This is a genomic window from Rhizobium sp. SG_E_25_P2, assembly GCF_029892285.1.
GTDB lineage: Bacteria > Pseudomonadota > Alphaproteobacteria > Rhizobiales > Rhizobiaceae > Rhizobium_E.
Genome location: NZ_JARXVM010000002.1, coordinates 403,088 through 415,599, shown reverse-complemented (window position 1 = coordinate 415,599; position 12,512 = coordinate 403,088). Strand labels below are relative to the sequence as shown.

Here is a 12,512-nt window from a genome sequence, read left to right as displayed (position 1 = left end):
GCGACGGCGACCATGCGCCGCCGGCAGATCATATCCGTTTGCCGGTGGCGCTGTCGAATACATGCGCCGCTTCCCGGCGCGGCCTGAGGCGGATCGTCTGACCCGGCGAAAACATATGCCGTTCGCGAAACAGCGCGAGTATATCGCGACCGCCGGCATGCACGAACACCATCGTCTCAGACCCGGTCGGCTCGACGACGCCGACCTTTCCTTCGAAACCCTCATCGGAGAGTTCGAGATGTTCGGGGCGAATGCCGTAGGTGACCTCCTGGCCCTCCGACACAGCGCGGCCAGCGCTGATCGGCAGCAGCAGGTCGCCCGCCTCGACAAACGCATCGCCGCCAACGATCTTCACTCTGCCCTTGATCAGGTTCATCGACGGCGAGCCGATGAAGGTCGCCACGAACAGATTGGCCGGGGTATCGTAGAGGTCGAGCGGCGCGCCGATCTGCTCGACGCGACCATCCTGCAGCACCACGATACGGTCGGCCATGGTCATGGCTTCGACCTGGTCATGGGTGACGTAGATTGTGGTGGTCTTGAGCCGCTGATGCAGCTCCTTGATCTCCGTGCGCATCTGCACGCGCAGCTTGGCGTCGAGATTGGACAGCGGCTCGTCGAACAGGAAGACCTGCGGATTGCGAACGATGGCGCGGCCCATGGCGACGCGTTGGCGCTGGCCGCCGGACAACTGTCGCGGATACCGGTCCAGATAGGGCGTCAGCCCGAGAATGCCGGCAGCGGAGGCGACGCGTTCGGCCACGACGGCGGGATCCGTCTTCTTCAGTTTCAGCGAGAAGGCCATGTTGTCCTTGACCTTCATATGCGGATAGAGCGCATAAGACTGGAAGACCATGGCGATGTCGCGATCCGACGGCGGCACATTGTTGACCACGCGGTCGCCGATCAGGATCTTGCCGCCGGTGATGCTTTCGAGGCCCGCGACCATGCGCAGCAGCGTTGATTTCCCGCAACCAGACGGGCCGACAAGCACCACAAACTCGCCGTCGGCGATGTCTATATTGACGCCATGAATGACCTCAAGCGACCCATAGGCCTTCTTGACGTCCTGGACCAGAACTTGAGACATTCCACCTCCCGAAATGCGGATACCGTCTCGAACCCGAAGCCGCCAGGCCATCGTTGTTCAAAACTTACAATACCTCCCCAAGGGCGCACAGCAACCGCAATGGGTCGCCGCCCCCTTGGTTTCCGTGTAGCCGACCCAGAATGGACTGTCCAGATTTTTCCGGCCACGCATGTATTGCGATGCAACACGAATACCGCAATGCAATACAAGCCATTGAAATTGATGATTGACGGCCAGCATAGGACAGATTTATTTTGCAAATCGCCAAATCAGGCGTGATTTATGCGTGTACTGCGGAGGAGCAGACGCTTTTGTCCTTATCGATGTCGGTAAAATACAATTTGCGTCAGGCGCGGTCCACATGCAAGACTTCTTCGACGAAACGGCAAGGCGGGGAGTGCGCCGGGCTGGATTGTAAGCCACCATGGGAGGATATGGCGTGAAAGTTGAACTCTACGAATTGTTGGCCAGACAGGCCATGAACCGTCGGAGCCTTTTGAAAGGCGCGGCGAGCCTCGGCGCGATGGGCCTTGCAGGCACGGCTCTGTCAGGCATCGCCGGCCCGGCGATGGCGCAGGACAATCTGCGTGCGGAAATTCTGAAGATTCCGGGTGTCGGCGCAGGTTCGCCCACGGACGCCGACTGGCAGAAGGTCGGTGAACTCTGCCTCGGCGCCACCAAGGCTGCGGTCAAGGAAGGCGAGTTCAGGGGCGTCGAGCTGTCCTTCATGGGCCTCAACAACCAGAACCTCCACAATGTTCTGTTCCGCGGCCTGCTCTATGCCTGGGAACAATATACCGGCGCCAAGATCAACTGGATCGACCTCGCCCAGGCAGACTATAACGCTCGTCTGCAGCAATCCATCGCCACAGGCACCGTCGATTTCGACATTCTCGAAATGGGCGCGCCGTTTGAGGGCGATGTTTGCGGAAAGGGTCTGGCGTCTGAAATGCCCGATTGGGTCAAGACCCAGATCGACATGGACGACTATGTCGGCTACCTCAAGGCTCCAGTCGGCACCTGGAACGGCAAGACATATCGCATCTCCGTCGACGGCGACTGCCACAACTTCAACTACCGCACCGACGTCTTCGCCAGCGCCGACCTCGCCAAGGCCTGGAAGGACGAGGGACATCAGGGCGAATGGGGCGTGCCCAAGACCTGGCAGCAGGTGCAGGAAGTCACCAAATTCCTCAAGGGCAAGCAGCTCGACGGCCAGGATCTGTACGGCTATCTCGACGCGCCCAAGGGCTGGGGCGGCTTCGGCTTCTACTTCCTCGCCTCGCGCGCGACGGCTTACGCCAAGCATCCCGATGACAAGGCCTGGCTGTTCGACGCCGACACGATGAAGCCGCGTATCAACAACCCGGCCTGGGTCCGCACCATCCAGGACGTTATCGACGCCCTGCCGTCCGAGCCGGCCGATCAGCTCAACGCCGATCCCGGCACGACCGCCTTCCAGCAGTTCCTCGCCGGCACCGGCTCGATGCTGGCCTGGTGGGGCGACGTGGGTTCTTCCGCCAAGACGTCAGACTCCTCAGTCATCGGCGACTCGGTCGGCTTCTCGATCCTTCCCGGCTCCGACGATGTCTTCAACTCCAAGACCGGCCAGTGGGACAAGCTCGCTTCGGGCCCGAACTATGCGCCGAACATGGCCTATATCGGCTGGGGCATCTATGTCATGGCCCGCGTCGACGCCGATCCGGTGAAGCAAAAGGCGGCCTGGTCCGCAGCCGCCCATCTCGGCGGCAAGGACATCTCGCTGTGGACCGCAGCCTATCCGTCCGGCATGCAGCCCTACCGCAACTCGCATTTCAACATCGAGGAATGGGTTGCCGCAGGCTATGACGAGGGCTTCATCTCGTCCTATCTCGGCTCGGAAAAGGACAGCTACAACCACCCGAACGCAGCCATCGAGCCGCGCATCCCCGGTATCTTCCAGTACTATTCGGTCGCCGAAGACGAACTGGCCAAGATCTTTGCCGGCCAGATGACCGCGCAGGAAGGCGCCGACAAGATCGCCGCCGCCTGGGAAAAGCTGACCGATCAGATCGGTCGCGACAAGCAGATCGCTCTCTACAAGGCCTCGCTGGGCCTGTAACCGCGCGATCATCGCATCTTGGCCGGCGGCGGCGTTACGCCGCCGGCCTTTCTGTTTACCCAGGAACTATGAAAACGGGCGGAGCCGTATGTCGAGCAGCGCTGATTTGGTCAATGACCGGCTATTCACGGTCAACACCGACGACGAAATTCCCGAAAGCCGCAAGCGGCTTGGCCGCATGGCGTTTTGGGCCGCGACCGCCCTGCTGGTCGCAACGGCCGCCGTGCAAAGCCTGCATGTCTCCGGCGCGCTGGCGATCGGCTTCGACAATTGGCGCCCGGTGCTCTACGCGGTGCTCCTGTGGTGTGTGGCGCTGGCCTATTCGCTGGTGATGGTCCGCGGCGAATACGGCAAGAAGATGCTGTTCATTCTGCCGGCTTTCCTGTTCACCGTGTTCATGGTGATTTTCCCGACAATTTTCGGTCTGTATATCGCCTTCACCGATTGGAACCTGTCGTCCTTCGAGGGACAACATTTCAATGGCGTCGACAATCTGGTGAAAATGTCGAGCGATCCCTATTTCTGGAACGCCATCCTGAACATGGTCTATTATGTGCTGGCGATCCTGGTCGAATACGCCATCGCCTTCGGCCTTGCGCTTTTGCTCAATGCCGAGATTCGCGCTCGAAAATTCTTTCGCGTCGCCTTCCTGCTGCCCTTCATGCTGTCGCCGGTCGCGGTGTCCTGGATGGTCGGAAAGTCGCTCGGCGAGTATCGTTTCGGCCCGCTGGCCACGCTCGCGCGACATCTCGGCTGGGACCAGCCGGCTTTCTTCTCGACGCCGGGCATCGCCCGCGTGTCGATCATGATCATGGACGCATGGACCTATATCCCTTTCATGCTGATCATGCTGCTGGCAGGCCTCCAGGCCATGCCGAAAGAAGTGCAGGAAGCCGCCCGCGTCGATGGCGCGACGCCCTGGCAGGCCTTCTGGCGCATCACATTCCCGCTGATGCTGCCGGTGTCGATCACCGCCGTCGTCCTCAGGGTGATCTTCAAGCTAAAGTTGGCCGACATCGTCATCAACATGACCGCTGGCGGCCCCGGCGGCGCCACTGACACTGTGACCAGCTTCATCTTCCGCGAATATCGAGAGCGATCGAATGTCGGCTACGGCACCATGCTGGCCTTCGTCTATCTCGTATTGATTATCCTCTTCGTGACCGGTTTACTGAAACTCGCCAGCCGGTGGAACACCAGCGACCAAAATTGAGGAGGACGTCATGACGACACTGAGCCAAGCCATCAGCGCCGCCGACGCGCCCACGGAAAAAGACGGAACCGCGAAATTCTATTTCGGCCGTTTCTTCATCTACGGAGCGCTCACGCTCTGGACGATCATCTGCCTGTTTCCGATCTACTGGACCTTGACCACCTCCTTCAAAGTCGCCAAGGACGTGCAGAAGGGCGCCATCACCCCTTGGGTGGACTTCGTCCCCAACTGGAAGGGTTGGCAGTCGCTGGGCCTGTCGCCGGAAACAATTATCCGTCCCTCCACCGTCCGCGATGAATTCCTGAAGCGCTTCTTCAACAGCGTCATCACCTCGGTTAGCGCCTCGCTGCTTGCCGTGCTGATCGGCTCGCTCGCCGCCTATGGGCTGACCCGCTTCGCCTACAAGATCGGTTGGATGCGCAACAAGGACATCTCCTTCTTCTTCCTGTCGCAGCTGATCCTGCCGCCGGTGGTGCTGGCCCTGCCCTTCCTGGCGCTTTATAAGGAACTGGCGCTGCTAGACACCACCTTCGGCTTGGTGATGCTTTATACGCTGATGGTGCTGCCGATCGTCATCTGGATCATGCGAGACCAGTTTGCCGGCATTCCCGTCGAGCTTGAGGAAGCGGCGCTGGTGGACGGATTGTCGATCTGGGGCGCCTTCTTCCGCATCGTCTTTCCGCTCGCTGCGCCGGGCATGGTCGCCGCCTTTATTCTCGCGCTGGTTCTGTGCTGGAACGAATATTTCTTCGCAGCCCTGCTCACCTCGACTCACGCCACCACCGTGCCGGTGATGGTGGCGAGCCAAACCGGATCGCAAGGCATCAACTGGTGGTCCATGGCGGCGCTGTCGACGGCAGCCATTGCGCCGCTGGTGGTGATCGGCATCTTCCTGGAACGCTATATCATCAAGGGCATGACAGCCGGATCGGTGAAGTGATGCTGAAAAAGATCCCGCGCCTTCTGAGCGCCGAAGCCCTGAACGCGCTGATGCTGATGGGCCATGGCGACGAGTTCCTGATCTGCGACGTCAACCACCCGGCGGCGACCATTGCGCGCGACACAGTTTACGGAGAGATCATCGATCTCGCCGGAGCTGACATTCCGACTGCGCTCGCCGCCATTCTCGAACTTTTTCCGGTCGACACCTTTGTCGAGCAACCGGTGAAACGCATGCAGGTTGTCGGCAATCCCGGCGAAGTCCTGCCGATCTTCGACGCCGTGCAGGCGGTGGTCGATGCAGCGGAAGGCCGAGCCGTGGGCATGGCGGCCTTGGAGCGTTTCGCGTTTTACGAGGCGGCGCGGCAGAGTTTTGTGGTGTTCCGGACCTCCGATCCCGGTCCTTACGGCTGTTTTATCATCAAGAAAGGCGTGATCTAATCTGGCGCGGGAGAAATCTTCGTTCCGGCGGCAAATATTTATCAGCATGCTAATTGTTTTCCGATGAGCGGGCGCCTAAGTGATCTCGGCAATGACCATTTAGGAAGGCAATCATGCTTCTCGACACACTCTCCTGGCGCTACGCCACCAAGAAAATGGACCCGTCCAAGACCGTCTCCGAAGACAAGGTCGACCGCATCGTCGAGGCCGCGCGGCTCGCGCCGACTTCCAGCGGCTTGCAGCCCTTCGAAGTGATCGTCGTCACCAACAAGGATGTACGCGAAAAGATCAAGGCGATCGCCTGGAACCAGGCTCAGGTCACCGACGGCTCTCACCTGCTCGTTTTCGCCGCTTGGGACAATTACACCACGGACCGCATCAACAAGATGTTCGATCTCGTCAATGAGGAACGCGGCGTCACCAATGAAGGCTGGGAAAACTACCGTCAGATGCTGCTCAACAACTATCCAAATCGTGACGAGCAGGTGAATTTCGAACACGCCGCCCGCCAGGCCTATATCGGCTTCGGCCTCGCTATCGCCCAGGCCGCGGAAGAAAAAGTCGACGCCACGCCGATGGAAGGCTTTGATCCCGCAGCGCTCGACGACATTCTCGGCCTGCGCGCCCGCGGCCTGCGTTCGGTGACCATTCTGCCGCTCGGCTACCGCGCAACGGAAGGCGACTGGCTGGCGAACCTCAAGAAAGTCCGCCGCCCCAGGGATGAATTCGTCTCCACCGTCGCCTGATGGCTCCGGGAACGCGGCGCGTCGCGCGTCGCGTTCTGTTTTTTTGCTCCGCGATCTTGAACCGGTTCAGAAAACCGTAACGCGCTCGGCTTATGCTTATTTCATGAAGTAAGCATTCGGAAGCCAAGTCTTGGATCTTGCCACCATTCTCCTGCTGTTCAAGTCGTCCCTGCTCGTCGGGGCGATCTGCTTTTTATACGTCCGCTGGCACGGCGATCACATCGAAGGCCTCGGCGTGCTCGCCGCTTCGTTCTTCCTCCAGGCAGCCGCCACAACCTTGGCCGGCATGGTGGAAGCCGGGACTCTCGCAGGCACATTTTGGATCATGTTGATGACCGTGATGGGCTTGGCGGGCTACGCCCTGCTTTGGATCGGGCTCAAAGAACTGACCACCGGGGCAAAAACGACGCGTCTTTGGCTGGCGATGCTGCCGCCATTCATCTTGACCTTCGTGATTCTGTTCACCGACAGCATGGACGACAACAGAATCCGCGCCTCCGTCTTCAACTTTTCAGCAGGGTTTTATCTTTTCGTTTGCGCGATGATGGTTTTTCTCGACATGCGGCGCGAAAAACTGAGCGCCAAGATTCCACTGTCCCTGGCGCTTGGCTTGGGCGCGCTCCTCTGCTTCGCCATAGTCCTCGGCATCAATGGGCTCCTGATTTCGCCTGACGCTCTCAACATCGTGTTTTTCCTGCTGATCGTGCTGTTTTTCATCATCTGCCTGTTCATCATCATCATGGTGAAGGAGCGGACGGAGGCGGATCTGCACCGGCTGATCGCCACGGACGAATTGACAGGTCTTCCCAATCGCCGTCACTTCTTCAGCGGCCTGCCAGCAGAGCCTCGACCGGGCGACGCGTTCATCCTGCTTGATATTGACCATTTCAAGCGGGTCAATGACACATTAGGCCACGCGACGGGAGACAAGGTGCTCCGCAAGGTAGCCGAAATGATCGCCAGCGATCTGCCGTCACATGCGATCTATGGTCGCCTGGGCGGAGAGGAATTCGGCGTCTTCCTGCCGGGATCGGGCAACGACGCGGCGCTGGCCATCGCTGAACTCATCCGCAAACGGATCGAGAACCATCAAGACGCCATCACCACTATCAGCGCCGGCGTCGCCGTCGCAAGAGCGACAAGCGTCATAACCGAGGTGATGAGCGCCGCCGATGCAGCGCTTTACAAAGCCAAGCAGAACGGCCGCAATCGCGTCTGGCTGCACGCCGAGACCTGACCCCCTGGATCAGGGGGCCGCAATATCCCGCATCAGATCTTTGGTCTGCCGGTAAAGGTTGCGGAAGATCCGGTGATTGCGGGCATGGGCCGCGTGCGGCTGCGCGACGACTTCCGCCTCCACCGGATTCCACGCCAGGATATCCTCGCGCTTGACATCGCCGACGCCAAGCGCGGCGAGAAAGGCGTCGCCATAGGACGCGCCGACCATGCGCCGCGCCAGCCTCTGCGGCAGGCCCGAAATGTCGGAGGTTGCCTCCAGCCAGATCTTGTTCTTGACCCCGCCGCCCACGGCCATCAGCCGTTTAGGGCGGGCGCCGACTTCTGCATAGGTCTCGAAGATATGATTGGTGGCATGCGCGATGCCCTCGATCAGCGCTCTGTAAATGTCCCCGCGCCCATGGGTGAGGTTGAGGCCGAACAGCACACCCTTGGCGTCGGGATCGTGAAGCGGCGTCCGTTCGCCCGAGAAATAGGGCAGGAAGACGAGACCCTTCGCGCCGGGCTCGGAGGTTTCGGCCTCGCGGGCAAGCTCGCCGAAAGCCGTGGCGGGATCGAGATCGCGGCCGAACTGGTCGCGGAACCAGTGCGTCAGCGTGCCCGATGTCGCAAGCCCGGACATCGAGGCGTGTTCGCCTGGAAAGAGCCAGGGCGCATACCACAGTCGGGCGTCGCGCACGCGAGCTGCGGTCAGTTCGATGATGAAGATGGTCGAACCATACATGACCATCATGTCGCCGGCCTCGCTCACCCCGACGGAAAAAGCCTCCGCCGCCGCATCAATCGTGCCGCAAATGACGGGGGTGCCCGCGGCGAGCCCGGTGGCGTGCGCAGCGGCCGCCGTCACTTCGCCGGCAATATCGGTGGTCCAGAGGATCTCGGGCAGCTTGTCGAGCGGCGCGATGCCGTCATTGAGCGCGTCCGACCAAGCCTGTTCGTCGATCCGGTAGAGCGGCGAGAAATTGGCGGCGGTGTAATGATCCATCACCGTTCGGCCGGTCAGCTTCTGCACGATGAATGTCGTGGAGGTCACGAACTTGTCGGCCTTCTCGTAGAGATCGGGCCTGTTGTTCTTAAGCCAGAGAATTTTCGGGCCAACCGACTGAGAGGTCAGGGCATTGCCGCATTCGTCGAGAATGCGCGCTTCGCCGAGGCTGGCGTTCAACGTTTCGATCTCGCGGGCGGCGCGTGTGTCGACGCCATAGAGCACGCCGTTCATCAGCGCATTGCCGTCGCGATCAACCGGCAGCATGCAGGGGCCGATGGCGGAAGCGCCGACTGCGCGGATGTGCTTGGGATCAATCCCGCTCTGTGCGATCAGCGCCTTCGACAGAAAGCAGAAATCGCCCCACCAATCCTTGTCAGGATCGTGCTCGGCCCAGCCGGGCTGCGGCACCAGCATTTTGTGTGGCCGCGCAGCCTGGGCGACGATCTCGCCCGCGCCATCGACCAGCACGCCCTTGGATTCGAAAGTCCCGATATCGACGCCGAGATAATAGGCCATTGTCCCCCCTATTGTTCGAAATCGTCCCGGTCGAGGCTGAAGCCCGGCTTGATCCTGACGATGGCGGCAACCAGCAAATCCGTCAGCTCTTCGAGATCGGCGAGGTCGCACATTTCCAGCGAAGAATGCGAATAGCGCATGGGAAAGCCCATATCGATCGACGCAACCCCCTGGCCCACCAGCTGCACATAGGAGGAATCGGTCAGGCAGCCGATATGAGCGCTTTTCTGCAGGCGAATCCCCTCGCCCGCAGACGTCTCTTCAAACAGCCGGACGAGCGCCGGATGCGGGATCGTGCCGTTGAGCGTGCCGCGTCCATGGAAGGAATAGAGCCCCATGCCCGGCCCACCACCGAGCGTAACATCGCCGCGCGCGCCCATATCAGGCGTATCGGCCGCCAGGATGATGTCAATCTGGATGGCGATATCGGGCTCGAGCATCTGCGCCGCCGTCAGCGCGCCGCGCAGATTGAACTCTTCGAGCACGGAGAAGACGATATGCACCGTCGGCCTGTCCTCGGCCGAGGCAAGCGCACGCGCCGCCTCCAGAACCACGGCGCAGCCGGCCCGGTCATCGACAGACGTGCCGGCGATGCGACCATTGCGGAGATCGATGACTTCGGGCTGGTAGACGATGGGCGTGCCCACATCGATGCCCGCAGCCAGCGCCTCCTCGGCGCTTCTGAAGCCGGCGTCGATATAGAGCTCCGGATAGGGCAGAACCTTGTATTTTTCATCGGGCTGGGTGGCGTGATGGGCCTTGTTGGCGATCACGCCGGGAATATCCCTGCCTTCGCCGAGCGAAAACAGCACCGCCTGCGAAGCGAGCGCGCGCTCCGGCACGCCGCCAAGCCGTTCGACCCTGACATAGCCGTTCTTCTCGATCTTGCGCACCACGAAGCCGAGCTGATCCATATGGGTGAACAGCATTACCGACGGCGCGCCCTCGGCGCCCTTGATCGTGGCGATCAGATTACCCAGCCGGTCGGTGCGGGTTTGAAGGCCGATCTCCTGCAATTGCGCCTTGAGGTAACGGCGGACGCGCCCTTCATAGCCGGACAGGCCCGGAATGCGCATCAGCGTTTCGAGTTCGGCTCTCAGCCTGTTGCGCATCTGAGCCTCCTCAGCGATCCAGGCGGACCAGACGCATGAATTCGGCCGCCCGCTCAGGATCGACGGCGTTCCAGGTATGGCCGTCATATTTGAGCGACGAGCCGACGATCACGCCGTCGGCCACCTTCAGCGTGTCGCGCACGGTTGTGTGTTTGACGCCGGTATTGGCGAAGACATAAGTGTCAGGCAGAACGCGCTTGACCGCTTCGAGATCGGTCATCTCGGCCGCTTCGCCTGTGATGTTGCCGGACACCAGCACCGCATCGGGAATGGACGAGAACACGGCGCTGCGGGCGCGATCGGCGACGCTGCGGCGGTCCAGCGAATAGGCGAATTCCGCCGAGATATTGTAAAGCAGCGCCAGATCCTGCCGATGCAGCCGGTCGCGATAACGCATGGCCTTGCCCGCGTCAGGGGTCCACGGCCCCATGTCGGAGGCGTAGGTTCCGGTGAAGATTTCGCGCACGAAGCCAGCGCCCGTCGCCGCAGCCAGCGCGATCGAGGCTTCGGGATCCCAGAGCACATTGACGCCGAAAGGAATGCGGATCTCCTGGCGCACCTGGCCGATCACATAGGCCATGGTCGCGATCGACGCCGTATCCACCTTGAATTCATAGGGCCGGTCATTTTCGTTGCCGAACATCACGGCGTCGAAGCCGGCGTCCTGCAGCGCGGCCAGATCCTTGCGCACGCCGTCCAGCAGCGCGTCCAGGCCTCCCTCGCGATCATAGAGCGGCGAGCCGGGCAGCGCGCCGAAATGAACCATGGCGATGACAGGCTTGACCTCGCCAAACAGGCGTTTCAGTTTTTCACTCACGATACGATCTCCTCCAAACCGTGCCGGGAACTTGCCATTTCAGCTGCGACTTGTCACGGGCGCACCTTTGAAAATCAATAAAAACAATTGCTTTCAGATGAGGCGGATCGATACACTCCCCATTGAGGAGACTTTATTCAGGAGGATAGCGATGAAAATCCGGCACTGGGACCGTCGCGGCAATGGCGGCTTCGATTTCACCGAACTCGGCTTCGGCACGGCCCCGCTCGGCAATCTCTACAAGGCTGTTTCGGACGAAGAGGCGCATGCGGTTCTCGACGCCGCCTGGGAGACAGGCTGCCGCTACTTCGACACCGCGCCGCTTTACGGCCTCGGCCTGTCCGAGCGCCGCGTCGGCGATTTTCTCAAGACCAAGACGCGCGACGACTATCTGATCTCGACCAAGGTCGGCAGGCTCCTGTCTGTCTGCCCGCCCGATCAACGCACCGGCATCGGCAAATTCTTCGACACGCCCAATCGCCGCGAGGTCTATGACTATTCCTATGACTGCGTCATGCGCTCTTTCGAAGCGTCCTTCGAGCGCACCGGGCTTGATCGCTTCGACATCATCTTCGTCCACGACGTCGACATCTTCACCCATGGCTCCAAAGAGGCGTCGGACGCCCGCATCGAGGAATTCATGCGCGGCGGCTATTATGCGCTTCTATCGCTCCGGGATCAGGGCGTCATCGGCGCCTTTGGCGGCGGCGTCAATGAATGGCAGGTGTGTCAGACGCTGGCCGAGCGCGGCGATTTCGATCTCTTCCTGCTGGCCGGCCGCTATACGCTGCTGGAACAGGAAGCGCTCAAGAGCTTCCTGCCGCTGTGCGAACAGCGCAATATCGGCATCGTGCTCGGCGGCCCTTATAATTCCGGCATCCTCGCCCGCGGCCCGTCGGAAGCGGCGCAATATAATTACTCCGACGCGCCGACAGAGGTGATCGAGCGTGTCCGCAAGATCGACGCCGTTTGCCAGGCGCATGGCGTCAGGCTGATCGAGGCGGCGCTGAACTTTCCGCTCAGGCATCCGCAGGTGGTTTCCGTGATTCCAGGCGGCCAGAGCGTTGCGGAAGTCCGCTCCAATCGCGACATTCTCGGCAAGGACATTCCGTCGGGCCTTTGGGAAGAATTGAAGTCGGAAGGCTTGCTTCGAGGCGACGCGCCGGTGTGACGTTTCCGGTTGCGCGCTAGAATTCTGCGCCCCCGCGCGTCCTGGGGCGCAGAGTAGCGTTAGCGCAACCTATTCGCGATAATTGGTGAAAAAAGCATTGCGCGAGAGTCTTGTGCGGACGATTTTTTTCTGTCACCAATGC

The 12,512-nt window shown here is 60.8% G+C and carries 11 protein-coding genes; 7 read left to right on the top strand and 4 right to left on the bottom strand.

Annotation, left to right across the window (positions count from 1 at the left end; genetic code table 11):
• Positions 1-28: 28 nt before the first annotated feature.
• Entirely contained in the window at positions 29-1,090 is a 1,062-nt protein-coding gene (ugpC, locus tag M2360_RS05920; RefSeq protein WP_280773537.1) for a sn-glycerol-3-phosphate ABC transporter ATP-binding protein UgpC, read from the bottom strand.
• A 439-nt stretch (positions 1,091-1,529) separates the two neighbouring features.
• On the opposite strand from ugpC, the gene M2360_RS05915 reads away from it, so the two are divergent.
• The 6 genes from M2360_RS05915 (at position 1,530) to M2360_RS05890 (ending at position 7,767) form a co-directional block, all read left to right on the top strand.
• On the top strand, positions 1,530-3,191 hold the full coding sequence (locus M2360_RS05915; RefSeq protein ID WP_280773536.1) for a sugar ABC transporter substrate-binding protein: 1,662 nt from the start codon (positions 1,530-1,532) through the stop codon (positions 3,189-3,191).
• Between the two features lie 178 nt (positions 3,192-3,369).
• Entirely contained in the window at positions 3,370-4,404 is a 1,035-nt protein-coding gene (locus M2360_RS05910; RefSeq protein ID WP_280773604.1) for a sugar ABC transporter permease, read from the top strand.
• Between the two features lie 10 nt (positions 4,405-4,414).
• A complete protein-coding gene (locus M2360_RS05905) occupies positions 4,415-5,344 on the top strand; it encodes a carbohydrate ABC transporter permease (protein WP_280773534.1) in 930 nt (309 codons plus the stop codon).
• A complete protein-coding gene (locus tag M2360_RS05900; RefSeq protein ID WP_280773532.1) occupies positions 5,344-5,784 on the top strand; it encodes an RbsD/FucU domain-containing protein in 441 nt (146 codons plus the stop codon). The genes M2360_RS05905 and M2360_RS05900 overlap by 1 nt, the downstream gene beginning before the upstream one ends.
• 113 nt (positions 5,785-5,897) lie before the next feature.
• Positions 5,898-6,530 carry an NAD(P)H-dependent oxidoreductase gene (locus tag M2360_RS05895; protein WP_280773530.1) on the top strand — a complete coding sequence of 211 codons (633 nt, stop codon included), beginning with the start codon at positions 5,898-5,900 and terminating at the stop codon, positions 6,528-6,530.
• Between the two features lie 130 nt (positions 6,531-6,660).
• Positions 6,661-7,767, top strand: a complete 1,107-nt coding sequence (locus M2360_RS05890; protein ID WP_280773528.1) for a GGDEF domain-containing protein — start codon at positions 6,661-6,663, stop codon at positions 7,765-7,767.
• A gap of 9 nt (positions 7,768-7,776) precedes the next feature.
• Here the strand turns inward: M2360_RS05890 and M2360_RS05885 are convergent, their stop codons facing one another.
• The 3 genes from M2360_RS05885 to M2360_RS05875 are packed head-to-tail and all read right to left on the bottom strand — an operon-like array spanning position 7,777 to position 11,199.
• Positions 7,777-9,270, bottom strand: a complete 1,494-nt coding sequence (locus M2360_RS05885) for an FGGY-family carbohydrate kinase (RefSeq protein ID WP_280773526.1) — start codon at positions 9,268-9,270, stop codon at positions 7,777-7,779.
• A gap of 8 nt (positions 9,271-9,278) precedes the next feature.
• A complete protein-coding gene (locus M2360_RS05880; protein ID WP_280773524.1) occupies positions 9,279-10,382 on the bottom strand; it encodes a M42 family metallopeptidase in 1,104 nt (367 codons plus the stop codon).
• A 10-nt stretch (positions 10,383-10,392) separates the two neighbouring features.
• Positions 10,393-11,199 carry a BtpA/SgcQ family protein gene (locus M2360_RS05875; protein WP_280773522.1) on the bottom strand — a complete coding sequence of 269 codons (807 nt, stop codon included), beginning with the start codon at positions 11,197-11,199 and terminating at the stop codon, positions 10,393-10,395.
• 151 nt (positions 11,200-11,350) lie between these two features.
• Between M2360_RS05875 and M2360_RS05870 the strand changes: the two genes are divergently transcribed.
• On the top strand, positions 11,351-12,370 hold the full coding sequence (locus M2360_RS05870) for an aldo/keto reductase (RefSeq protein WP_280773520.1): 1,020 nt from the start codon (positions 11,351-11,353) through the stop codon (positions 12,368-12,370).
• Positions 12,371-12,512 lie beyond the last annotated feature (142 nt).